General features: G+C 61.2%; 23 protein-coding genes and 1 pseudogene. 16 read left to right on the forward strand and 8 right to left on the reverse strand.

Features of this window, described 5'->3' with window-relative positions:
• Positions 1-8 precede the first annotated feature (8 nt).
• Positions 9-512 carry a GspH/FimT family pseudopilin gene (locus tag H7R73_RS02855; protein WP_103260841.1) on the reverse strand — a complete coding sequence of 168 codons (504 nt, stop codon included), beginning with the start codon at positions 510-512 and terminating at the stop codon, positions 9-11.
• Positions 513-649: 137 nt separating this feature from the next.
• On the opposite strand from H7R73_RS02855, the gene H7R73_RS02860 reads away from it, so the two are divergent.
• From H7R73_RS02860 to luxS, 4 genes are read left to right on the forward strand one after another with little or no spacing between them, the layout of a single operon-like run.
• Complete coding sequence (locus tag H7R73_RS02860; RefSeq protein ID WP_103260840.1) at positions 650-2,272, forward strand: NAD+ synthase; 1,623 nt, start codon at positions 650-652, stop codon at positions 2,270-2,272.
• Between the two features lie 9 nt (positions 2,273-2,281).
• On the forward strand, positions 2,282-2,620 hold the full coding sequence (glnB, locus tag H7R73_RS02865) for a nitrogen regulatory protein P-II (RefSeq protein WP_005308848.1): 339 nt from the start codon (positions 2,282-2,284) through the stop codon (positions 2,618-2,620).
• Positions 2,621-2,666: 46 nt separating this feature from the next.
• Positions 2,667-3,269: a transglycosylase SLT domain-containing protein gene (locus H7R73_RS02870; RefSeq protein WP_041214486.1), complete on the forward strand. Its 603-nt coding sequence runs from the start codon at positions 2,667-2,669 to the stop codon at positions 3,267-3,269.
• Between the two features lie 18 nt (positions 3,270-3,287).
• Positions 3,288-3,797 (forward strand): S-ribosylhomocysteine lyase, encoded by a 510-nt coding sequence (luxS, locus tag H7R73_RS02875; protein ID WP_010673112.1) that lies wholly within the window; start codon positions 3,288-3,290, stop codon positions 3,795-3,797.
• Positions 3,798-3,858: 61 nt separating this feature from the next.
• Here the strand turns inward: luxS and H7R73_RS02880 are convergent, their stop codons facing one another.
• Positions 3,859-4,881, reverse strand: coding sequence for a GGDEF domain-containing protein (locus H7R73_RS02880; RefSeq protein WP_010673113.1), 1,023 nt, complete (start codon positions 4,879-4,881; stop codon positions 3,859-3,861).
• A gap of 133 nt (positions 4,882-5,014) precedes the next feature.
• On the opposite strand from H7R73_RS02880, the gene rnr reads away from it, so the two are divergent.
• The 4 genes from rnr to H7R73_RS02900 all read left to right on the forward strand — a co-directional run bounded on the left by rnr (position 5,015) and on the right by H7R73_RS02900 (position 9,338).
• On the forward strand, positions 5,015-7,408 hold the full coding sequence (gene rnr, locus H7R73_RS02885; RefSeq protein WP_103260839.1) for a ribonuclease R: 2,394 nt from the start codon (positions 5,015-5,017) through the stop codon (positions 7,406-7,408).
• On the forward strand, positions 7,405-8,154 hold the full coding sequence (gene rlmB / locus H7R73_RS02890; protein WP_041214488.1) for a 23S rRNA (guanosine(2251)-2'-O)-methyltransferase RlmB: 750 nt from the start codon (positions 7,405-7,407) through the stop codon (positions 8,152-8,154). The genes rnr and rlmB overlap by 4 nt, the downstream gene beginning before the upstream one ends.
• 7 nt (positions 8,155-8,161) lie before the next feature.
• A complete protein-coding gene (locus H7R73_RS02895) occupies positions 8,162-8,731 on the forward strand; it encodes a Crp/Fnr family transcriptional regulator (RefSeq protein WP_103260838.1) in 570 nt (189 codons plus the stop codon).
• 151 nt (positions 8,732-8,882) lie between these two features.
• A complete protein-coding gene (locus H7R73_RS02900) occupies positions 8,883-9,338 on the forward strand; it encodes a GNAT family N-acetyltransferase (protein ID WP_049636452.1) in 456 nt (151 codons plus the stop codon).
• Positions 9,339-9,526: 188 nt separating this feature from the next.
• On the opposite strand, the gene H7R73_RS02905 is transcribed toward H7R73_RS02900, so the two are convergent.
• Both H7R73_RS02905 and H7R73_RS02910 read right to left on the reverse strand, forming a co-directional pair.
• Positions 9,527-10,375 (reverse strand): hypothetical protein, encoded by an 849-nt coding sequence (locus H7R73_RS02905; RefSeq protein ID WP_103260837.1) that lies wholly within the window; start codon positions 10,373-10,375, stop codon positions 9,527-9,529.
• A 100-nt stretch (positions 10,376-10,475) separates the two neighbouring features.
• Positions 10,476-11,699: an Nramp family divalent metal transporter gene (locus H7R73_RS02910; protein ID WP_042014875.1), complete on the reverse strand. Its 1,224-nt coding sequence runs from the start codon at positions 11,697-11,699 to the stop codon at positions 10,476-10,478.
• A 236-nt stretch (positions 11,700-11,935) separates the two neighbouring features.
• On the opposite strand from H7R73_RS02910, the gene rpsF reads away from it, so the two are divergent.
• The 4 genes from rpsF to H7R73_RS02930 all read left to right on the forward strand — a co-directional run bounded on the left by rpsF (position 11,936) and on the right by H7R73_RS02930 (position 13,929).
• Positions 11,936-12,322 carry a 30S ribosomal protein S6 gene (rpsF, locus tag H7R73_RS02915; protein WP_005331771.1) on the forward strand — a complete coding sequence of 129 codons (387 nt, stop codon included), beginning with the start codon at positions 11,936-11,938 and terminating at the stop codon, positions 12,320-12,322.
• Between the two features lie 32 nt (positions 12,323-12,354).
• The gene (gene rpsR, locus H7R73_RS02920; protein ID WP_005313392.1) at positions 12,355-12,585 is read left to right on the forward strand and encodes a 30S ribosomal protein S18; all 231 of its coding nucleotides are present in this window, start codon (positions 12,355-12,357) and stop codon (positions 12,583-12,585) included.
• A gap of 52 nt (positions 12,586-12,637) precedes the next feature.
• Positions 12,638-13,084: a 50S ribosomal protein L9 gene (rplI, locus tag H7R73_RS02925; protein ID WP_010673120.1), complete on the forward strand. Its 447-nt coding sequence runs from the start codon at positions 12,638-12,640 to the stop codon at positions 13,082-13,084.
• 101 nt (positions 13,085-13,185) lie between these two features.
• Complete coding sequence (locus H7R73_RS02930) at positions 13,186-13,929, forward strand: ferredoxin--NADP reductase (RefSeq protein ID WP_103260836.1); 744 nt, start codon at positions 13,186-13,188, stop codon at positions 13,927-13,929.
• A 54-nt stretch (positions 13,930-13,983) separates the two neighbouring features.
• On the opposite strand, the pseudogene H7R73_RS02935 reads toward H7R73_RS02930, so the two are convergent.
• Both H7R73_RS02935 and H7R73_RS02940 read right to left on the reverse strand, forming a co-directional pair.
• A pseudogene (locus H7R73_RS02935) lies at positions 13,984-14,331 on the reverse strand (hypothetical protein).
• Between the two features lie 25 nt (positions 14,332-14,356).
• A complete protein-coding gene (locus H7R73_RS02940) occupies positions 14,357-14,635 on the reverse strand; it encodes a hypothetical protein (RefSeq protein ID WP_050485177.1) in 279 nt (92 codons plus the stop codon).
• A 246-nt stretch (positions 14,636-14,881) separates the two neighbouring features.
• Between H7R73_RS02940 and H7R73_RS02945 the strand changes: the two genes are divergently transcribed.
• On the forward strand, positions 14,882-15,877 hold the full coding sequence (locus H7R73_RS02945; protein ID WP_103260835.1) for a Preprotein translocase subunit SecY: 996 nt from the start codon (positions 14,882-14,884) through the stop codon (positions 15,875-15,877).
• A gap of 7 nt (positions 15,878-15,884) precedes the next feature.
• Here the strand turns inward: H7R73_RS02945 and fos are convergent, their stop codons facing one another.
• Together fos and H7R73_RS02955 are read right to left on the reverse strand one after the other, a co-directional pair.
• Positions 15,885-16,286: a fosfomycin resistance glutathione transferase gene (gene fos, locus H7R73_RS02950; protein WP_039040005.1), complete on the reverse strand. Its 402-nt coding sequence runs from the start codon at positions 16,284-16,286 to the stop codon at positions 15,885-15,887.
• Between the two features lie 29 nt (positions 16,287-16,315).
• Positions 16,316-16,483 carry a hypothetical protein gene (locus H7R73_RS02955; protein ID WP_162513465.1) on the reverse strand — a complete coding sequence of 56 codons (168 nt, stop codon included), beginning with the start codon at positions 16,481-16,483 and terminating at the stop codon, positions 16,316-16,318.
• Positions 16,484-16,539: 56 nt separating this feature from the next.
• Between H7R73_RS02955 and H7R73_RS02960 the strand changes: the two genes are divergently transcribed.
• The 3 genes from H7R73_RS02960 to H7R73_RS02970 are packed head-to-tail and all read left to right on the forward strand — an operon-like array spanning position 16,540 to position 20,787.
• Positions 16,540-17,514, forward strand: a complete 975-nt coding sequence (locus H7R73_RS02960; protein ID WP_182951466.1) for an NADP-dependent oxidoreductase — start codon at positions 16,540-16,542, stop codon at positions 17,512-17,514.
• Positions 17,511-17,948 (forward strand): YqaA family protein, encoded by a 438-nt coding sequence (locus H7R73_RS02965; RefSeq protein WP_029313803.1) that lies wholly within the window; start codon positions 17,511-17,513, stop codon positions 17,946-17,948. Before H7R73_RS02960 ends, H7R73_RS02965 begins: the two co-directional genes overlap by 4 nt.
• Positions 17,949-17,973: 25 nt before the next feature.
• Positions 17,974-20,787, forward strand: coding sequence for a M16 family metallopeptidase (locus H7R73_RS02970; protein ID WP_182951467.1), 2,814 nt, complete (start codon positions 17,974-17,976; stop codon positions 20,785-20,787).
• The last annotated feature ends 12 nt before the right edge of the window (positions 20,788-20,799 follow it).

The raw sequence follows: 20,799 nt of genomic DNA on the forward strand, positions 1-20,799 counted from the left end.
GACTTCATTCAGAGGCAGATATTTGCCTGGGTAGATTGGGTGGTGCGGCCGGAGGGAGAGATGACCAGATTTATCTGGGCATTTCCTGAACGACACAGCATGATGGTGGCATTGGTACCCAGGCTGGTGCCATCAGGGCTGAAGGTAGTGGACGTTCGATTGTTTGCAGCAGTCAGCGAGTCAGATAGCTGAGGGCTTCTTGCCAGGATCTGCTCACCGTTATTGAAAATGTCATTGCCATTACCGTCGACGAAAACGAGGAATTGGGTCGGATTGGCGGTGACACAATTGTCACTGGCATTGGCAAGGCACACAGTGACAGATTGCTGGTTGTCGATGGCTTGGCTACGAGCAAAACGCAGATATTTCAAGAGTGTGCGAGATTCAAATTTCAAGGCATTCTCATTGAGCAGGCTCGACATGGCCGGTGCACCAATGCCAAGCAAGATGACCCCCAGACTGACGGCGATCATCAGTTCCAGCAGGGTGAATCCTTTCTCGTCCTTGATCATGTCAATATCTCCCTCGATTAGTTACATCTTATCTCCAGACAGCCAGAACACCAGCGCAAAGCCCAAGTGTTGAGCTGGCACAGCCAGCGCCTTTTCTTTATCATTCCCCATCATTTTCGAATTCAAGATGCATCGCCATGGCAAAAGCCCTCTCTCTGATGCTTGCCCAGTTAAATCTGACGGTAGGCGCCATCGAAGATAACTGTGACAAGGTACTGGCGGCAGCAGCCCAGGCCGATCAGCAAGGGGCCGATCTGCTGGTTTGCTCCGAGCTGGCCCTGACAGGATACCCGCCTGAGGATCTGCTGCTGCGCGCCGACCTGATGATCCGGGTCGAGGCCGCGCTGTCCCGCATCGCGGCATGGCAGGGACAATGTGCCATTCTGGTGGGCCATCCCTGGCGCGAAGAGGGGGCGCTTTACAATACGGCGTCTCTCTACGAGCGCGGTCAACTGCGGGCACGTTATTTCAAACAGGACTTGCCCAACTACGGGGTGTTCGACGAGAAGCGCTACTTCACTGCGGCGACCGATACCTGTGTGGTGCCGTTCCGTGGCCATCAGCTGGGTTTGCTCATCTGCGAAGATCTCTGGCAGCCGGGTCCGGCGCTGGCCGCCAAGGCGGCGGGGGCCGAGCTGCTGCTCACCATCAATGCCTCTCCTTATGATCAGGAAAAACCCTGGATCCGCCGCGAGCTGATGGCGGAACGCTGCGATCAGACCGGCCTGCCGCTCATCTACCTCAACCAGGTATGCGGCCAGGACGAGCTGATCTTCGACGGCTGCTCCAAAGTGTTCAACAGCCAGGGCGAGCTGACCCACAAGCTTGCCCCCTTTGCCGAAGAGCTGGCGCTGGTGCGCTTTGCCGATGGTCAGCCGGTGAAGGAGCGGGAACCCGCCGCACCGCTGGAGCCGTTGGCCGAGACCTATCAGGCCCTGGTGCTGGCGGTGCGCGACTATGTCACCAAGAACGGTTTTCAGGGCGCCGTGCTGGGCCTCTCCGGTGGTATCGACTCGGCGCTGACCCTGGCCATTGCGGCCGATGCCATCGGGGCGGACAAGGTGCAGGCGGTGATGATGCCGTTCCGCTACACCGCCCAGATGAGCGTGGAGGATGCCAAGGAGCAGGCCGAGCGGATGGGGGTGGAGTTCAACATCATCTCCATCGAACCCATGTTCGAAGGCTTCATGACCCAGCTGGCGCCTCTGTTTGAAGGGACTGCCCGCGACACCACCGAAGAGAACCTGCAGGCCCGCTGCCGCGGCGTGCTCTTGATGGCGCTCTCCAACAAGCGCCGCCGTATCGTGCTGACCACTGGCAACAAGAGCGAGATGGCCGTGGGATATGCCACGCTGTATGGCGATATGGCGGGTGGCTTTGATGTGCTCAAGGATGTCCCCAAGACCCTGGTCTTCAAGTTGTGCGAATATCGCAACAGCGTGGAGTACGTGATCCCGCAGCGGGTCATCGATCGTCCCCCGTCGGCCGAACTGGCACCGGATCAGGTGGACCAGGACAGCCTACCCCCCTATGACATTCTGGATGCCATCCTCAAGCGCTACGTGGAAGAGGATGCGTCTGTCGCCGACATGGTGGCGGAAGGTTTCGAAGAGGCGGTGGTACGCAAGGTGATCCGCCTGGTGGATCTCAACGAATACAAGCGCCGTCAGGCCGCCGTCGGCCCTCGCATCACGGCTCGCAACTTTGGTAAGGACCGCCGTTATCCCATCACGTCCGGGTTCGGCAAACAGAACTGGTAAGGAGTCACCATGAAGAAGATTGAAGCCATCATCAAACCGTTCAAGCTGGACGATGTACGCGAGGCCCTGGCCGAGATCGGCATCAACGGCATGACAGTGTCCGAGGTCAAGGGGTTCGGCCGCCAGAAGGGCCATACCGAGCTCTATCGCGGTGCCGAGTACATGGTCGACTTCCTGCCTAAGGTCAAGGTGGAGCTGGTGGTGCAGGACGAGGATCTCGATGCCTGCCTGGAAGCCATCCAGAACACAGCGCGTACCGGCAAGATCGGTGATGGCAAGATCTTCGTCTGCGAGGTGGAGCGCGTCATTCGTATTCGTACTGGTGAAGAGAACGAAGACGCGATCTGATGTGGTGGATGTGCCCTGTGATGAACAGCAAGAGTCTGTCGTTCTGATGTCGTTGTACCGTATCGGGGTCGTGGCGGCGTGCCTGATGGCGCTCACCGCGTGCAGTACCCGGCCGCCGGCCCAGCCGGAAAACCTGTGCCAGATCTTTCGGGAGAAACCCGAGTGGCACGAGGCGGCGCTCAAGATGAACGAGAAGTGGGGGACACCTGTCCAGGTAGTGATGGCCATGATGTACCAGGAGTCCTCCTTCGTGCATGATGCCCAGCCGCCGATGCAGTATTTCCTCTTCATCCCCACCGGGCGGGCCAGTTCAGCCTACGGCTATGCCCAGGTGAAAGACGAAACCTGGGCCGACTACCAGCGGGAAACCGGCAACGGCTGGAGCGATCGCGACGACTTTGCCGACGCCATCGATTTCATGGGCTGGTACACTCACAAGGCACAGCGGCTCAACGGCACGTCCAAGTGGGATGCCTATGGCCAGTATCTCAATTATCACGAAGGCTGGGGGGGCTACCGACGTGGCAGCTACCGCAGCAAGGGATGGCTGATGAAGGTCTCCCGCAAGGTGGAGGCCCGTGCCCAGCGCTACGGTGCCCAGTATCGACAATGCAAGGATCAGCTCTCCAGCGGGGGCTGGTTCTGGTAACCAAATCAGGAGTCAGAAATGCCGTTATTGGACAGTTTTACCGTCGACCATACCCGCATGGCCGCCCCGGCAGTGCGGGTGGCTAAGACCATGCAGACCCCGAACAAGGACACCATCACCGTGTTCGACCTGCGTTTCTGCGTGCCGAACGAGGAGATCCTCTCCGAGCGCGGCATCCATACTCTGGAGCATCTGTTTGCCGGCTTCATGCGTGACCATCTCAATGGGAATGGGGTGGAGATCATCGACATCTCTCCCATGGGTTGCCGCACCGGCTTCTACATGAGCCTGATCGGTGCGCCGGATGAAGCCCGTGTTGGCGCTGCCTGGCAGGCCGCCATGAGCGACGTGCTGACCGTGCAGGATCAGGGCAAGATCCCCGAGCTGAACGAATACCAGTGCGGTACTTACAGCATGCATTCGCTGGAAGAGGCCCATGCCATCGCCCGCCATGTGCTGGAGCGCGGTATCGGTGTCAACCACAATGACGAGCTGGCCCTGCCGGAAGAGAAGCTGAAAAGCCTCTGATCCCGAGAAGGGAAACATGAAAAAGGCCGGTCAATGACCGGCCTTTTTGCATCTGGTGGGATCATGAGGGCAGTGGCATCACCCGATTGCGTCCCAGCTCCTTGGCCTTGTAGAGCAGCTTGTCGGTACGCTCGATCAGGGTGTCTGCCGTCTCCTGAGGGATGTATTCCCCCACACCGAACGAGGCGGTGATGTGATCGATGCGTCGCCCGGATTTGCGATCCAGAATCGACATCCGCTCGATGACGCGACGCAGGCTCTCGGCCATCTGGCGGGTCAGCGCCAGGGCGCGGTTTGGCACCAAGAGGGCAAACTCCTCACCCCCCAGGCGATAGGCGGTTATGCCCTCCTTGCTGGCCTCTCGCAGCCGCTTGCCGACGATGCGAAGCACCTGGTCCCCCAGCAGATGTCCGTATTCGTCGTTGAAGTTCTTGAAGCGATCGATATCGGTCAGGATCAGCGAGAAGGGCTGCTTGCTGCGGATGAGGCTGTCCATCTCGAGATCGAAGGCGCGTCGATTGAGCAGAGACGTGAGCGGGTCCTCGGTGGCGAGCTTTCTCGTCTCGTTCAGGGCCTGTTTCAGCTCCTTGATCTCTTTCTCGGCGCTGCTGAGCTGGTTGCGAAAGTGGAGGGTGGACATGCGTACGTCACGCGACTCGCGCACGAGATCCCGCAGGATCCCCATGGTGTCTTCCAGGCTGAGCCCCTCGTCGTCTATCTTGCTCAGCTTGTCGAAACTCTTGTCGAGCATCTCCTGAAACAGCCCGGTATCGGAGATGGCATCCTGCATCGAGTGACTCAGCTCGCTGGCCATGGCAGCCAGGTTGAGTTTCATCGCCTCGATCTGCTGCTCATCCTGGGCTGCAAGGTGCTGGTGGTAGAGACGCTCACAGGTGGTCAGGGAGAAGGTCCCCTGTTGTTTTATCGCCTGATCGACGGCATGGTTGAGTTCGGGCATGTCGCCGGAGACATAGCTGTACCAAAGGTGATAGTTGTTCGGCGTGGTGGGAATTTGATACTTGATCATCAGGGGAACCGCTTGTTTCAAATAGGCGGCAGATTGGGCGAACGAGTCCTTGCTCATGAGTTCCGAGTCTCACATACCTGCAAACTGTGTCCAGTATGACAGAGAGAATGGCCAAAAGGCAGTCGATGGATGCCATTAGCTCCCCCCTCCGATATAATGTCTGCGTTATTACCTACCCTAAGGCCTGCTTATGTCTCAAAAAGATCCTTTCCTCCAACGCGAGGCCGAAAAATACGAAAACCCCATCGCCAGTCGCGAGATGCTGCTGGAGCTCATCAAGGGCCATGAGAAACCCATGTCCCGGGAAGAGCTGGCCAAGGTCCTCAAGCTGACCGATGAAGAGCCGTTGGAAGCCTTGCGACGTCGTCTGCGCGCCATGGAGCGCGACGGGCAGCTCGTGTTCACCCGCAACCAATGTTACGCCCTGCCGGATCGCCTGAATCTGGTCAAAGGCTATGTGCTTGGCCACAAAGATGGATTCGGTTTTCTGCGCCCCGAGGGTGGTGGAGCGGATCTCTTCCTGAACAACCGCGAGATGCAGCGCCTGATGCATGGCGACTATGCCCTGGTGCAGCCGACCGAGATCGATCGCAAGGGTCGTCAGGAAGCGCGTCTGGTGCGCCTGCTCAAATCCCGGGAGGCGGACATCGTCGGTCGTTACTTCGTCGAGAACGGCGTCGGTTTCGTGGTACCCGATGACAGCCGCATCGGCCAGGACATCATCATCCCGGAAGGGGAGAACAAGGGGGCTCGCCAGAGCCAGGTCGTAGTCGTGCGCATCAACCAGCGCGCCACTGCCCGCTTCAATGCGGTCGGTACCGTCTTGGAAGTCCTGGGTGAGAACATGGCGCCCGGTATGGAGATCGAGATCGCCCTGCGTACCCACGGCATTCCGCACACCTGGCCGGAAGAGGTGACCAAGGAGGTCGCCGGTCTCGGTGAGCAGGTGCCGGAGAAGGCCAAAGAGGGTCGCATCGACCTGCGCGCCCTGCCGCTGGTGACCATCGACGGGGAAGACGCCCGCGACTTCGATGACGCTGTCTTCTGTGAAGCCAAGCGCGGTGGCGGCTGGCGCCTGTGGGTCGCCATCGCCGACGTCTCCGCCTACGTGAAGCCGGGCACCGCCCTCGACACTGAAGCCTATCAGCGCGGCAACTCGGTCTACTTCCCCGAGTTCGTGGTGCCCATGCTGCCGGAGGTGCTCTCCAACGGTCTGTGTTCCCTGAACCCGCAGGTCGACCGGCTCTGCATGGTGTGCGAGATGACCATCTCCGCCGCCGGCCGCATGTCCGGCTACAAGTTCTACGAAGCGGTAATGAACTCCCACGCTCGCCTGACCTACACCAAGGTAGCGGCGATCCTGGACGGGGATCCCAAGCTGCGTCAGCAGTATGATCCGCTGGTGGGCCACATCGAGGAACTGAGCAACCTCTACAAGGCGCTCAAGCATGCCCGCCATCAACGCGGTGCGGTGGAGTTCGAAAGCGAGGAGACCCGCTTCATCTTCAACGCCCAGCGCAAGATCGACCGTATCGTACCGCTGGTGCGCAATGACGCCCACAAGATCATCGAAGAGTGCATGATCCAGGCGAACGTGGCGGCCGCCCGCTACATCGAGAAGAACGAGGCCGCCGCCCTGTTCCGGGTGCACGACCGCCCGGGCGAGGAGCGTCTCACCGGTTTCCGCGACTTCCTGGCCGAACTGGGTCTGGAGCTCAAGGGGGGCCTGGAGCCCGAGCCGAAGGACTTTGCCGACCTGGCCGCCAAATTCGAAGGGCGCCCGGATGCGGAACTGCTCTCCACCATGCTGCTGCGCTCCATGCGTCAGGCCATCTATCAGGCCGACAACATCGGTCACTTCGGTTTGGCCCTGAAGTCCTACGCGCACTTCACCTCGCCAATCCGTCGCTACCCGGATCTCATCCTGCACCGGGCGATCAAGTATCAGACCGCCAAGGAGCAGCAGGGCAACCTGCGCCACAAGTGGACGCCGAGCGGTGGCTACCACTACCAGCTGGAAGAAGTGGACCCGATGGGCGAGCACTGCTCCATGACGGAGCGCCGTGCTGATGACGCCACCCGCGACGTGGCAGACTGGCTCAAGTGCGAGTACATGCTGGATCACGTGGGTGACGAGTTTGACGGCGTCATCGCCAGCGTCACCGGCTTTGGCTTCTTCGTGCGTCTGGCGGAGATCCACATCGACGGTCTGGTGCACGTCAGCACCCTCACCAACGACTACTACCAGTTCGACCCCCTGCACCAGCAGCTGATCGGCGAGAACTTCCGCCGTCGCTATCGTCTGGGTGACAAGGTGCGGGTCAAGGTGATAGGCGTGAACCTGGACGATCGCAAGATCGACTTCGTGATGGTGGAAGAGCCCCTCAAGGCCACCGGCAAGAACGCCAAGGAGATGGCGCGCAAGCAGGCCGAGATCAAGAAAGAGAAGGCCAAGAGCGCCCAGCGCCACGAGAAACGCAAAGAGGGCAAGGAGAGCGGTAAATCCGACAAGGGTGGCCGTGCCAAGCCCAGCAACAGACGACCGAGCAAAAAGGCTCGCGACAAGGCCAAGAGCACTAAATGAGTACTGAACTGATCTACGGCATTCACGCCGTCTCCGCGCTGCTGGAGCGTACCCCCGAGCGCTTCATCGAGGTGTGGGCTCTCAAGGGCCGCGATGACGAGCGGCTGCATCCCCTGCTGGCCGAGCTGGAGTCCCTCGGTATCAGGGTGCAGAGCGTGAACCGCAAGACGCTGGATGACAAGGCGGAAGGCAACAATCACCAGGGCATCATGGCCAAGGTGATTGAAGCGCCCAAGCTGGCCGAGCATGACCTGGCCAGCCTACTGGACGGTCTGGCGGCGCAAGAGACAGCGCCCTTCCTGCTGGTACTGGACGGGGTGACCGATCCGCACAATCTCGGTGCCTGTCTGCGCAGTGCCGATGCGGCCGGGGTGCATGCGGTGATCGTGCCGCGGGACAAGGCCACCGGCCTCACGTCCGTGGTGCGCAAGGTCGCCTGTGGCGCCGCCGAAGTGGTGCCGCTCATCCAGGTCACCAACCTGGCCCGCAGCCTGCGCGAGCTGCAGGAGCGCGGCGTCTGGATCGTCGGCACCGCCGGCGAGGCGGATCACGATCTCTATCAGGCCAAACTCACCGGCCCCATGGCGCTGGTGATGGGGGCCGAAGGCAAGGGGATGCGCCGCCTGACCCGCGAGCACTGCGACGAGCTGGTGAGCATCCCGATGGCGGGGGCGGTATCCAGCCTCAACGTCTCGGTGGCGAGCGGTGTCTGCCTGTTCGAAGCCGTGCGCCAGCGCCGCGTCTGACAAGACGATGACCGACAGACCCCCCTTTGTCTGGGAACGGGTTGCAGATGAGCAGGAGGCCGAGCGCCTCCTCTCTTTTGTCCGCTCCCTGACCTTGCCCCCTCGCACCTGCCTCTGGCATGCCGGTGACAGTCCGGCGCTGCTGGTCAGGGTGGAGGAGGGGTTGCTGCGGGCCAAGGTGGTGCTGGCGGATGGCCGCGAGTACATCAAGGAGTTCTATTGGGAGGGGGACGAGTTTATCGACTTCCACCACCTGCTCAGTGGTGAGCCCGCCCGCTACAGCGTGGAGGCGCTGGAGCCTTGCCGACTGCAGCTTCTTCCGCTGGCGGATCTGCGCCGACTCCCTTGCTGGCCCGCCTGGTATCACCATCTCCTTGAAGTGCAACTGCGCATCAAGGAGGAGAAAGAGCTGTTGCGGCTGACCGGGGGCCCAGAGGCGCGCTATCAGCATTTTCTGCGAAGCTTCCCCGCGCTGGATGCCAGGGTCCCGGATCACCAGATTGCCGCCTATCTGGGGATCACCCCCATCAGCCTGAGCCGCATCCGCAGGCGGCTGAAAACGCGCGATCAGGGTTGAGCCAGAAGGGGTTGCCGATGAACCTGGGCAGAGATCGGCTCTTTGCCGGCCATGTCCGCATTGGATGAGAAGGGGGCCAACTTAACCAAGGTTAATGCCCCTCGTCGGGAGCAAGATTATGCTGTCAGACCCCATTAAACAGGAGTCATTCATGAACTGGAGTATGAAATCCTGGTCCGAGCTGACCACGGATGAATTGTATGAGCTGCTTGCCCTGCGCGCCGAGGTGTTCGTGGTGGAGCAGACCTGTCCCTTCCAGGATCTGGACGGGCTGGATCGCCGTGACGGCGTGTTGCATCTGCTCGGTCGTGAGGGGGATCACCTGGCGGCCTATGCCCGCATCATGGCACCCGGCATTGGTGATGACAGCGGCGCCGCCATCGGCCGCGTGGTCACCTCTCCCACGTCGCGGGGGGGCGGACTGGGTCACCGCCTGCTGGCGCAAGCGGTCAGAGAGTGCGAGGCACGCTGGCCTGCACACAGCATCTGGCTCGGTGCACAGGCCCACCTGCAAGGTTTTTACGGCCAGCATGGTTTCGTGGCCGAAGGGGAAGGGTATCTGGAAGATGACATCCCTCACATGGGGATGCGAAGGGAGCCTGCCTGACATCGTCAGGCGCCAGGAAAGGGGCAAGTGGCCCCTCATCCGTGGTGCATCTCATGGTTTTTTGCTACCCCGTGGTCATGTGGTCGTCAGTCCGGGGTGAGATACCGCCGCGCTGATCTGCCTGCGGGCCTCTCTGTCGGGGCACCGCCCCGGTCAGGGCGGTGCGGCATCAGGAGGGCTGGGGTGGTTCAGGGAGTGACCCGGGTGGTGAGGGTAAATCCCTCTTCACTGGGGGCCAGCGTCACCTGAACCTGGCCCAACTCGGTCAGACTGCTCACATGGGTGCCGCCACAGGGAATGGTGATCTCCCGACCGTCCACCATGCCATGCCAGTAGCGGGAATCGATGACGGCATCACCGGCCCGGCTACGGCGGATCTCGCCTCCCTCTTTGAGCCAGCGCATCAGCTGCTCGTTGACCTGGAGCGCTATCCTGTCGAGGTCGGTCAGCAGTGCCTCGCTGTTGATTCCCTTTTTCCGAAGGCTCTTGCCGATCCGGTACTGCTCCTTTGATCCTCTGGGCTCGACCCGGGAGTGCTGGATGGCGAGGCGGTCGAAATCCGGCTGCCCGAGAGCGTCAAGCTCGCTCGTCTCCTTTCGCCAATAGGGCGTGAGCGCCCGATTGAGGGCCAGTGCCACCAGGTGGCAGGCGCTGTGGCCCAGGCTCAGGGCATGGCGTGCCTCGGCATCCACTGTCAGTTCCACAGGCGAGCCAATGGCAAGGTGATGGGAACCGGCGAGGGGATGCACCACCACGAAAGCCCACCCATCCGCCCCCCGCTTGACCGGAATCTCCGTATCCACGAACAGCTCGCCCTCGGGACTGATGGCGCCCATGCGGCAGGGGCCCACGGCCGCTTCCCCCCCTTCCCAGCGCACAGTGCCCACGTCACCGGGTTGATCGGGCCAGAGGTGGCTCTGGGGATGAAAGGGGGTGAGGTCGGTGACCAGCAGGGTCGGATCCCCCTGTTTGCAACAGACGACGCTGGCCTGTTCCTGATGGTGGCCCAGTACGAAGCTGGCTCGGGTATGTTCCATGGCAGGGCTCCCGCAACGAGATGATGAGAAGGGAAAGGGGCAGCATACGCGAAAGTGCGAAGAGGCTCATCAACCCGGGTCAATGAGCCTCAAGATGGCGTTAGAGGGTGGTGACCAGCAGATAGGCATTGAGGCCGATCACCAGGGCGACGATGAGGCGCCCCACGGCCTGGGTGACGGGGTGATTGCGATGTGCCCCCATCAGGGCGCGATCACCGGTCAGGATCAGCAGCGGAATGAGAGCGAGGGCGATGCCGAAGCTCAGCACTACCTGGCTCAACACCAGGATTTCAGTGGTGTTGAGGCCCATGGCGATCACCACGAAGGCGGGGGCCATGGTGATGGCTCGGCGCAGCCAGAGCGGAATGGTGAAGCGCACGAAGCCCTGCATCACCACTTGTCCCGCCAGCGTCCCCACCACGGTGGAGGAGATGCCGGAGGCGACCAGGGAGAGGCCGAACAGGGTGGCGGCTGCCGGGCCCAGCAGGGGCGTGAGGGTCTGGTAGGCCGATTCCAGCTCGGCCACCTGCTGGTTGCCGGAGCTGTGGAAGGCGGCAGCCGCCATGGCCATCATGGCCAGGTTGACGAAGCCGGCGATGGTCATGGCGATGGCCACGTCGACCCGGGTGCTGTGCAGTCGCTGGGTCACCGTGCCCTGCTCCTGGGTGTGCTGGGTCAGGGCCGAGTGGAGATAGATGACATGGGGCATCACGGTGGCACCAAGCACGCCGGCGGCAAGATAGACAGCATCACCATTGGGGAGGCCGGGGAAGAGTGCCCCTTCCAGCAGACTCGGCAGGTGGGGGCGCGAGAAGATCAGCTCGACGATGTAGGCGGCGGCCACGAACAGCAGCAGGCCGCCCACCACGAACTCCAGCGGCTTCTGGCCGCGGGATTGAAGCATCAGGATCCCCCAGGTGACCACGGCGGTGATGCAGGCCCCTTCCAGCAGGGTGATGCCGAGCAGCAGTTTGAAGCCGACCGCAGCGCCGATGAACTCGGCGAGATCGGTGGCCATGGCGATGATCTCGGCCTGCACCCAATAGGCCCAGACTGCGGGCCTGGGCAGACGATCACGAATGTGTTCCGCCAGGTTCTTGCCAGTGACGATACCGAGCTTGGCCGAGAGGGTCTGCACCAGCATGGCCATCAGATTGGCCCACACCACTACCCACAGCAGTTGATAGCCGAAGGTGGAGCCGGCCTGGATGTTGGTCGCAAAATTGCCCGGGTCGATATAACCGATGGCGGCGATGAAGGCGGGGCCGAGCAGGGTCAGCTTGAATTTGCGGGCCGGGATGGCCGTGGTGAGCGCAGGTTGCATACTGTCATCCTCCGTGGGGATATGAGGAGAGTATGGATCTAAATGATAATTGTTATCAATTAAAGTTTTGTATCGGGCTCATCGAGAAAAACATCTTGCTTCGCCAGTTGCAGTGGGAGAGGTGATTTCGTACAATACGCCGCCCTAGAAAGCAGCGTCTAAACATCACAATGTTCCTTGCCTCCGAGGTCTGGCTGCACCTGGGCGGAGGCTGAATTAATCCGTAAGGAGCTAAAATGCGTCATTACGAAATCGTCTTCATGGTTCATCCGGACCAGAGCGAGCAAGTACCTGGCATGATCGAGCGTTACACCGGCGCTATCACCACCGCTGGTGGTACCATTCATCGCCTGGAAGATTGGGGCCGTCGTCAACTGGCTTACCCGATCGACAAGCTGCACAAGGCTCACTACGTTCTGATGAACGTAGAAGCTGAACAGGCCGTTATCGATGAGCTGGAAACCAACTTCCGCTTCAACGATGCCGTTATCCGCAACATGATCATGCGCACCAAGCACGCCGTGACTGAAGTTTCTCCGATGGCCAAGGCCAAGGAAGAGCGCTTCACCCGTCGTGACGACGAGCGTCGCGAAGATGCTGTTGAAGCGTCTTCCGAAGAGTAATTCTTAGATCACCGCATTAGAGGATAAAGGCCATGGCACGTTATTTCCGTCGTCGTAAGTTCTGCCGCTTCACCGCCGAGAACGTTACCGAGATCGACTACAAAGATATCGTTACTCTGAAAAACTACGTCACTGAATCTGGCAAGATCGTACCGAGCCGTATCACCGGTACCCGCGCCAAGTATCAGCGTCAGCTGGCACGCGCCATCAAGCGTGCTCGTTACCTGGCTCTGCTGCCGTACACCGATCTGCACAACAAGTAAGAATCGGCCCGGCGCTTACGCCTAACTCAACGAAATTTATAGAGGAAAGGTAATGCAAGTTATCCTGCTCGATAAGATCGCCAAACTGGGCGGTCTGGGTGACCAAGTTTCCGTAAAAGCTGGTTATGCCCGTAACTACCTGATCCCGCAAGGCAAAGCTGTTATGGCCACCAAGGCCAACATCGAAGCCTTCGGTGCTCGTCGCGCTGAGCTGGAAGCCAAACTGGCTGCCAACAAGGCTGCTGCCGAAGAGCGCGCTGCCAAGCTGGGTGAGCTGGCTGCCGTTGTCATCGCCTCCAAGTCTGGCGACGAAGGCAAGCTGTTCGGTTCCATCGGTACCCGTGACGTGGCTGAAGCCATCACTGCTGCCGGCGTAGCCGTTGCCAAGAGCGAAGTCCGCATGGGCAACGTTCTGCGTAACACCGGTGAGTACGAAGTTGTTGTTCAGCTGCACGCTGACGTCAAAGCAACCGTACAAATCCAGGTTGTTGCTCTGTAATAGCGTTCCGCTCTTGCAGAAAAACCCGCGCACATGCGCGGGTTTTTTATTTTCAGATCAAGGGGTAAAGTGAAGGTCTGTTCCTCTGGAGGAGAACCTTTATGGCTGCCTGGGTCGAAGGTCGGGTCATCGAGCGCATCGAGTGGACACCCACCCTGCTCTCCCTGCGTGTGGAGGCGGAACTTGCCCCCTACAAGGCGGGTCAATTCACCAAGCTGGCCCTGGAGCAGGGCGAGCGTCGAGTCCAGCGTGCCTACTCCTTCGTCAATCCTCCCGGCACGCCCTATCACGAATTCTATCTGGTGGAGATCCCCGGCGGTGAGCTGAGTCCCTCTCTCGGTTCCCTGCAGGTGGGCGACCGCCTGCTGGTGCAGTCCCAGGCCACCGGTTTTCTGACCCTGGATGAGATTCCCCCGGGACGGGACCTCTGGCTGCTCTCAACCGGCACCGCCATCGGCCCCTTCCTCGCCATGCTGGCCGAGGGACAGGTCTTCGACCGCTTCGAGCATCTGGTGCTGGTACACGGGGTGAGAAAAGGGGAAGAGCTCAGCTATCAGCCGCTTATTGCCAGTTTTGCCGAGCAGCATGGCGAGCGTTTTCGCTATGTTCCCTTCGTCAGTCGTGAGACCTGGCCGGGGGCGATGGCAGGGCGCATCCCGGCAGCCATCGTCGATGGCAGCTTGCAGGCGAGGGTGGGGCTGAACTTCTCCCCCGAGTTGAGCCAGGTGATGATCTGCGGCAACCCCGCCATGGTGAAAGAGACTCAGCAGACCCTTCTCGGGCTGGGGCTTGCCAAGAACCTGCGTCGCGCCCCCGGCAATATCAGCATGGAAAACTACTGGTAGGGGACATGACTCCAGGGGCCACAGGCCCCTCAACCATGTCCATGGGCATGCTGGTCAGTGTTTTTGGTGGCCGTTGCCGCCGTGCTTGTTTCCGGGCTTGTCATGGCCCTGACCTGGGTTGTTGCCACTGTGAATGCTGCGGTTGTAATGGTCGCGGTATTTGCCATCCACGTTGTCGCAGTTGAGCTGGATACGGCTGGTCCGGGTGCTGACATCCAGGCAGTTGTGTTGCTACCACTCGTACTCCTTGTCGTCCCAATCCAGGCTTACCCGGCCCCGGTCGGTGGAGATCCGGATGTCGTCATCGTGTTTGGAAGGGGGGGGGGCAGCAAAGGCCATTCCCTGAACCAGAAGCAGGGAGAGCAGCAGTGCGCCGCGGGAAGTCATGGTCATGTGGGTCATCGCATCAAGGCTCCTGTCAGGGGGATCATTGATCCGGTTGCGTGCTGATCTGGTTGGTGCTGGGGGGCTGGTTGCGCTGCGTCTCATCCTCCAGATTGAGGTTGATCCTCTTGCAGTCGGCGGCGGCCGTGTCACCGCTCCCGAGATCGAAGCAGTTGCTCTGGGACCAGTCAAACTGCGTGTCATTCCAGTCCAGATTGAAGGTCAGCGCATCCACGGAGAAGGTCTGGCTCCCTTCGTCCTGTGCCAGGGCGCTACCAGTGATCAGAAAAAGAGAGAGCAACAAAGCCGTCGTTCTGTTCATGATGTCCTCGAGTCGTGTTCGGTGGAAATGAGTGTAATGCGGCGGGCTTAACCCGAGCATAACCGCAGATGTCCTTCAGGTACGGGGTCGATTGTAGTGTTTTTCTGCTGTCGATTTGCACGTTTTGGTCGCACTCTGGGCAGCTGATCGTCCATCGGCGGGAATTCGGGGATTTGCCCTTCTCTCCGGGGGAGTGGCGACTATAATCGGCAGCCAACTTTTCCTGCAGATGTTTCCCGCTTCATCATGACTACTCAGGCTTGCGCCGCATTGCGTTACCCCAAGGGATGGTTCGCCCTCACGACTGTCTACAGTTTTACCGGGCTGGCCATTCTGGCATCCATCGTCTTCTCCCTGCTGCTGTTTCTCTCCATCGACGAAAACCCCCTGATGAAGTGGCTGTTTGGCGGGCTGGCCATCATCTTCGAGCTGGGCAAGTTCTACGTCTGGTACGAGTATGGCGAGTGCAAGGCGAGGCGGGATCTGGGCGGCGCCTTCTGGTCGCTGCTGTTCTACAGCGTGCTGGCCGCCATATCCATCGGGGGCAGTATCGGCGGCATCAACAGCGCCACCAACACCATCCTGAGCCAGCAGGCGCGTCACGAGCGGGAGATAGCCCGTTTCGACGAGCAGATAGCCAGCATAGAGCGGCAGATCCAGCTCAACGAAGAGGCGGCCCGCAAATACATCGAGATGGCGCGTATCTCGAGCGGCGTCAGCGGTCTGCAGCAGGCCAACACCAAGCTCAGGCTGCGTCAGGACGAGCTGCGCCAGGAGCGGGACGCCAAGCCGCTGGGGGAGCAGTCCTCCATGCTGGGGCTGATGAGCAGTCTGGCGGACGGGGTGGGCATGAGCATCGGCCAGGTGCAGTTCCTGCTGGTCTGCTTCCTGTCTATCCTGCTCGATGCATTTGGTGCCTTTTTCGTCAGCCTGATCGGTGAGGAGAACCGCTTCCGCCGTCAATGGATGTGGCAACGGGAGAAGGCGCAAGCCGAGGCCCGGGCCGCAGTGCCGACCTCGGAGCCGCCAGCCATCAGCAGACCCATGCCCGAGCCAGCCGTGGTCGCCCAGGTGCGCGGTGCGCTGGAGAGCGGCGAGCTCAAATGCAGCAAACGCAAGGTGGCTGAGGCATTGTCACTGTCTCTGGAGGAGGTGGACCGGGTGTTCCAGCATCTGCTGGCGCAGGGCGTGCTGGGGCAGGGCAGCAATCGTCACTACCATCTTCGTGCCGAGCAGGGGTGAATCCGGCTCAGTCGAACCAGATAAGACCCTCATAGGGTTGCTGTCTGAGGGAGGCGAGCCGGCTATCCAGGTTGCCTGCATGGATTTCCAGCCGGTGCCCGTCGGGATCCAGCAGATAGAGTGAATCCCCTTCGCTGCTGTTCTTCTTCCACTCCACGACGCCCGCCGCGCGCAGACGGGCGCAGAAGGCTGGAAACTGTTCAGGCGAGATGCCAAACGCGACATGACTGTAATCTCTGGCCGGTTGGGGAGGATCGCAGGAGAGACAGAGCCAGAGATCGCCGAGGGTGAGATAGGCTCCCCGTGCCCATCTCACCCTGGGGCGACATCCCAGCAAGTCGACATAAAAGGCAACGCTGCTGTCGAGATCGCCGGTTGCCAGCGTGAGATGGTTCAGTCCATGCAGCATCTTCTCTTGTTCCCCCTTGTCCCCGAACCCTAGTGAGTGAGCACCATCATCAGGCTGAGGAAGGCGGCAAGCCCGCCGCCGATGCCGATGATCCAGTAAAAGCCCCTGGCCCCCTGTTTGAGCGGGATGCGGAAGTAGAGCAGAAACGCCCACCACCCCAGGGCCAGCAACAGAGGAATAAGAAACATTCGAGCCATGGTGTCCTCGCTGTTATTCTGTTGACCCTTGATCAATCAACAGGATGGATTGTGCAATGACGCAGCTACAGATTACCGCATTCGGCGACCCCTCGGTACTCAGGCTCAACCCTTCCCTGGACAAGGTGCCCGCGGAGGGAGAGGTCCGGGTGCGCATCTGCTTTGCGGGGGTCAACCCCATCGATGCCAAGACCCGGGCCGGTCTCGGCTGGGCGGCCGCCCAGAACAAGGACAACCTGCCCTGGACGCCGGGCTATGATGTCTCCGGTGTGGTGGAAAAGGTGGGGCCCGGCGTGACCTCCCTGGCCGAGGGGGATCAGGTGTGCGGCATGGTGGGTTTCCCCCTCGCCGCCGGTGCATATGCCGAATCCGTGGTGGCCCGCGAGGAGGAGCTGGTCAAGCTCGATGGGGTGAGCCTCAGGCAGGGAGCGGCCCTGCCGCTGGCGGGACTCACCGCCTGGCAGGGGCTGCTGGAGCACGGTGGCTTGCAGTCGGGGCAACGGGTACTGATCCTGGCCGGTGCCGGTGGCGTCGGCCATCTGGCGGTGCAGTTTGCCGCCGCCTATGGCGCCCACGTGGTTGCCACGGCAAGCGGCGACAATCACAGCTTCCTTCATAGTCTCGGGGCGAGCCGGATGGTGGATTACCACCAGGCCGGGTGGTGCACCGAGGCGATCACCGATGGTCCGTTCGATCTGGTGCTGGATCTGGTGGGGGGCGAGAGCGGCAAGGCGGCGCTGGCCTGCGTCAAGCCGGGCGGCCGTCTGGTGACGGTCCCCACCATCACGGCCCAGCAGCTCAAGGACGCGGGAGCCGAGCTCGGCGTCGAGGTTGTCGGCATGCTGGTCCATCCCGATCGAACGCAGCTGACCCAGATGCTGACGCTGCTTCGCCAGGGGGAGGTGAAGGTCACTGTCTCCGGTGAATACACGCTGGCAGAAGGGGCGCTGGCCCATCAGGCCATCGAGCAGGGCCATGTGCGCGGCAAGCTGTTGCTGCGCATGTCCGCCGCAGACGGTCAGCCCGGATGATAGACTTCACCGGGATGGGGCTGGGAGGGCTGTTTCTGAGCGCCTTCACCTCCGCCACCCTGTTGCCCGGCAGCTCGGAAGTGCTGCTGGGTGCCATGGCGGTCAAGGGGGAGTGGAGCATGACCAGCCTGCTTTTCTGGGCGACGCTGGGCAATACCCTGGGTTCCATGACCACCTGGTGGCTCGGCTGGCTCGCCACCCACAAGAAAAAACCGGAAGATTTTCAAGGCCGTGGGGAACAAAAAGCCCTTGGTTGGCTCAAACGTCATGGCCACTGGTGTCTGCTGCTTGCCTGGACGCCTGTGGTCGGCGATGGTCTCTGTCTGCTGGCTGGTTGGCTGCGCCTCTCCTTCTGGCGCTCCCTCATCTTGATCGGGCTTGGCAAATTGCTTCGTTATGCCCTGGTGTTTCTGCTGGCCAGTCAGATCTTCTAGCCCTTTTGTCACTCACGAGGTACCCGTGAACAAACTCATTCCATTAAGCATGCTGCTGGGCTTCTCCCTTCCCGTGCTGGCGGCCCCGACCCTGGTGTCCGAGCAGGTCAAACAAGAGGGCAAGCTCGGCATTCCCTACCAGATGTACAAGCTGGACAACGGTTTGACCGTGATCCTCGCGCCGGACAAGTCTGACCCTCTGGTGCACCTGGATGTCACCTATCACGTCGGCTCCTCCCGGGAAACCGTGGGCAAGTCGGGCTTTGCCCACTTCTTCGAGCACATGATGTTCCAGGGCTCCAAGCACGTTGGTGATCAGGAACACATGCGGATCATCAACGAGGCGGGCGGTGACATGAACGGCACCACCAACAAGGACCGCACCAACTACTACGAAACCGTGCCGGCCAATCAACTGGAGAAGGTGCTCTGGCTGGAGGCGGACCGCATGGGCTTCCTGCTCGATGCGGTGAGCCAGAAGAAGTTCGAGATCCAGCGCGCCACCGTCAAGAACGAACGGGCCCAGCGCATCGACAACCAGCCTTATGGCCTGGTGGGCGAGCGGGTGGGGGAGGCACTCTATCCGCGTACCCACCCCTACTCCTGGCAACCCATCGGTTATGTGGAGGATCTCGACCGGGTCGACGTCAACGACCTCAAGCAGTTCTTCCTGCGCTGGTATGGTCCCAACAACGCGACCCTGACCCTGGGCGGCGACTTTGATACCAAGCAGGCGCTGGCCTGGATTGAGCAGTACTTCGGTTCCATCCCGCGCGGTCCGGATGTGGCCGAACCGACGCCTCAGCCGGCCACCCTGCCGGCAACCCGCTACGTGACGCTGGAAGACAAGGTGCATCTGCCGCTCCTGTATATCAGCTACCCGACCGTCTCCCTGGGTGACCCGCAGGAGCCGGCGCTGGACATCTTTGCCGATGTGCTGGGGGGCTCTGCCAGCTCCATGCTCTACCAGTCCCTGGTGAAAACCGGCAAGGCCATCGAGGCGGGTGCCTCCCACTCCTGCGAAGAACTTGCCTGTACCCTGACGGTCTATGCCTACCCCAATCCGGCGGCGGATGGCAGCCTCAAGACCCTCAAGGGCGAGGTGGACAAGGTGATCGGCGAGTTCGCCCAGCGCGGCATCAAGCCCGCGGATCTGGAGAAGGCCATCAGCAGCTATCGCGCGTCCGCCATCTGGGGACTCGACAGCATCGAGGGCAAGGTAAGCCAGCTTGCCATGGGGCAGGTGCTGGCCCGGGATCCCGACTATGTGTTCAAGAATCTGGATGCCATCGCCCGGGTCAAGGGGTCTGACGTCAAGGCTGCCTACGACAAGTTCATCCAGAACAAGCCTGCCGTGGTGCTGAGCGTGGTGCCCAAGGGCAAGAGCGACTGGCAGGCCGCGACCCCGAACTTCACTCCCGCCAAGCGGGAGCTGCCGGATTACAGCAAGCATGACAAGGTGCTGGCCGAGCGGCCGGTGAAAGATGACTTCGATCGCAGCGTGCAGCCCAAGGCGGCCGATGCGGTGAGCGTCAAGGTGCCCGCCATCTGGCGTGGCAAGCTCGACAAGGGGATCGAGATCATCGGCACCCACAGCGACGAGATCCCGGCCGTCTCCATCATGATCGCCCTGCCGGGTGGCATCCGGGCCGAAGGCAAGGGAGAGCTGGGGCTGGCGAGTCTTACCGCCGCCATGCTGGAGCAGGGGACGACGCGCCTCTCCGAGGCCGAGCTGAGCGACGAGCTGCAAAAACTCGGCGCCAGCATCAGCGTCTCCAGCGCCCAGTACAACAACCTCATCACCATCAGCAGTCTGGCGGACAAGCTGCCCGAAACCCTGGCGCTGGTGCGGGAAGTGCTGCTGCAACCCGGCCTGCGGGAAGCGGACTTCGAGCGGCTCAAGACCCAGATGCTGCAAGGCATGAAACAGAGCGAGCAGCAACCCGAGTGGCTGGCGGGTCAGGCGTTCCGCGAACTGGTCTATGGCAAGCAGAACCGCCTCGGCCAACCCTCTGACGGGGTGCTGGCGGACGTGGAGAAGCTGACCCTGGCGGATGTGAAGCGCTTCTATGAGGCCTATTACAATCCGACCAATGCCAAGGTGGTGGTGACAGGTGATGTGACCGCCCAGCAGGTGGAATCCGGTCTCGCCTTCCTGACCCAGTGGCAGGGAGCCGCCCCGACCCTGGGGGATCTCAAGCCCGGGGGAGAGCAGGCCAAGCCAGGCATCTATCTGGTGGACAAGCCGGGGGCCCCCCAGTCGGTGATCCGTATCGGCCGTCGCGCCATGCCGTTTGACACCACGGGAGACTATTTCATCGCCAACCTGATGAACTTCAACCTGGGTGGCAACTTCAACAGCCGCATCAACCTCAACCTGCGGGAAGACAAGGGCTACACCTATGGTGCCAGCTCGGGCTTCCAGGCCAACCGCGAGGCGGGTGTCTTCGCGACCGGCGCCAATGTGCGCACCGATGCGACCGTGGATGCCATCCGCCAGTTCCTCAAGGAGATGGACGGCTACCGCAAGAGCGGGCCGACCCCGGTGGAGCTGGCCTACATGCGCAGCGCCGTCTCCCAGCAGGATGCGCTCTCCTACGAGACCCTGGGGCAGAAGGCTGGCTTCCTGCTGCAGATGATCATGTACGACCTGAAGCCGGACTATGTGCAGGCCCAGAACAACCTGATCAAAACGGTGTCACCCGAGACGCTGAAGGCCAGTGCAGCCCGCTGGCTGGATCCGGCCGAGATGGTGATTGTGGTGGTGGGAGACAAGCAAAAGCTTGAAAAACCCCTGAGCGAGCTTCATCTTCCCATCTATCCACTGCAACTGCCCTGAGGGGCGTCGCAA

Source organism: Aeromonas sp. WP2-W18-CRE-05 (assembly GCF_014168615.1).
Taxonomy (GTDB): domain Bacteria; phylum Pseudomonadota; class Gammaproteobacteria; order Enterobacterales; family Aeromonadaceae; genus Aeromonas; species Aeromonas caviae.

What these genes read in the sequence shown, in the direction of transcription:
- H7R73_RS02855 (WP_103260841.1), bottom strand. Translation starts at nt 512, where the DNA reads ATGATCAAGGACGAGAAAGGATTCACCCTGCTGGAACTGATGATCGCC.
- H7R73_RS02860 (WP_103260840.1), top strand. Translation starts at nt 650, where the DNA reads ATGGCAAAAGCCCTCTCTCTGATGCTTGCCCAGTTAAATCTGACGGTA.
- glnB (WP_005308848.1), top strand. Translation starts at nt 2,282, where the DNA reads ATGAAGAAGATTGAAGCCATCATCAAACCGTTCAAGCTGGACGATGTA.
- H7R73_RS02870 (WP_041214486.1), top strand. Translation starts at nt 2,667, where the DNA reads ATGTCGTTGTACCGTATCGGGGTCGTGGCGGCGTGCCTGATGGCGCTC.
- luxS (WP_010673112.1), top strand. Translation starts at nt 3,288, where the DNA reads ATGCCGTTATTGGACAGTTTTACCGTCGACCATACCCGCATGGCCGCC.
- H7R73_RS02880 (WP_010673113.1), bottom strand. Translation starts at nt 4,881, where the DNA reads ATGAGCAAGGACTCGTTCGCCCAATCTGCCGCCTATTTGAAACAAGCG.
- rnr (WP_103260839.1), top strand. Translation starts at nt 5,015, where the DNA reads ATGTCTCAAAAAGATCCTTTCCTCCAACGCGAGGCCGAAAAATACGAA.
- rlmB (WP_041214488.1), top strand. Translation starts at nt 7,405, where the DNA reads ATGAGTACTGAACTGATCTACGGCATTCACGCCGTCTCCGCGCTGCTG.
- H7R73_RS02895 (WP_103260838.1), top strand. Translation starts at nt 8,162, where the DNA reads ATGACCGACAGACCCCCCTTTGTCTGGGAACGGGTTGCAGATGAGCAG.
- H7R73_RS02900 (WP_049636452.1), top strand. Translation starts at nt 8,883, where the DNA reads ATGAACTGGAGTATGAAATCCTGGTCCGAGCTGACCACGGATGAATTG.
- H7R73_RS02905 (WP_103260837.1), bottom strand. Translation starts at nt 10,375, where the DNA reads ATGGAACATACCCGAGCCAGCTTCGTACTGGGCCACCATCAGGAACAG.
- H7R73_RS02910 (WP_042014875.1), bottom strand. Translation starts at nt 11,699, where the DNA reads ATGCAACCTGCGCTCACCACGGCCATCCCGGCCCGCAAATTCAAGCTG.
- rpsF (WP_005331771.1), top strand. Translation starts at nt 11,936, where the DNA reads ATGCGTCATTACGAAATCGTCTTCATGGTTCATCCGGACCAGAGCGAG.
- rpsR (WP_005313392.1), top strand. Translation starts at nt 12,355, where the DNA reads ATGGCACGTTATTTCCGTCGTCGTAAGTTCTGCCGCTTCACCGCCGAG.
- rplI (WP_010673120.1), top strand. Translation starts at nt 12,638, where the DNA reads ATGCAAGTTATCCTGCTCGATAAGATCGCCAAACTGGGCGGTCTGGGT.
- H7R73_RS02930 (WP_103260836.1), top strand. Translation starts at nt 13,186, where the DNA reads ATGGCTGCCTGGGTCGAAGGTCGGGTCATCGAGCGCATCGAGTGGACA.
- H7R73_RS02940 (WP_050485177.1), bottom strand. Translation starts at nt 14,635, where the DNA reads ATGAACAGAACGACGGCTTTGTTGCTCTCTCTTTTTCTGATCACTGGT.
- H7R73_RS02945 (WP_103260835.1), top strand. Translation starts at nt 14,882, where the DNA reads ATGACTACTCAGGCTTGCGCCGCATTGCGTTACCCCAAGGGATGGTTC.
- fos (WP_039040005.1), bottom strand. Translation starts at nt 16,286, where the DNA reads ATGCTGCATGGACTGAACCATCTCACGCTGGCAACCGGCGATCTCGAC.
- H7R73_RS02955 (WP_162513465.1), bottom strand. Translation starts at nt 16,483, where the DNA reads ATGGCTCGAATGTTTCTTATTCCTCTGTTGCTGGCCCTGGGGTGGTGG.
- H7R73_RS02960 (WP_182951466.1), top strand. Translation starts at nt 16,540, where the DNA reads ATGACGCAGCTACAGATTACCGCATTCGGCGACCCCTCGGTACTCAGG.
- H7R73_RS02965 (WP_029313803.1), top strand. Translation starts at nt 17,511, where the DNA reads ATGATAGACTTCACCGGGATGGGGCTGGGAGGGCTGTTTCTGAGCGCC.